We start from the raw sequence: 237 nt of genomic DNA, 5'->3' as shown, positions 1-237 counted from the left end.
CGCAGCTTTATCTGAAATGGCCATTACGGCCTTTAAGTCATTGGATTGCTCTGGATTGGTTCGAGCTGATTTCTTCTTAACGGAAGAGGGCCAAATCTATATTAATGAAGTGAATACAATGCCCGGGTTCACTCCTTTCAGTATGTTTCCATTATTGTGGAAGCACACAGGTGTCGACTATCCAGCGTTAATTGAAAAACTCGTGAAACTTGCCTTGGAACGTCATCAAGAAAAACA

Annotated in this window: 1 pseudogene; it reads left to right on the top strand. The window is 41.8% G+C overall.

Features of this window, described 5'->3' with window-relative positions:
- Window positions 1-237: pseudogene (gene ddl / locus SB773_RS34535) on the top strand (D-alanine--D-alanine ligase); the annotation flags it as partial.

The sequence above is a fragment of the Bacillus sp. SIMBA_074 genome (assembly GCF_046534555.1).
Classification (GTDB): domain Bacteria; phylum Bacillota; class Bacilli; order Bacillales; family Bacillaceae_G; genus Bacillus_A; species Bacillus_A mycoides.
The sequence above is the reverse complement of the archived record's forward strand: the minus strand, read 5'-3'. Positions and strand labels throughout refer to the sequence as shown.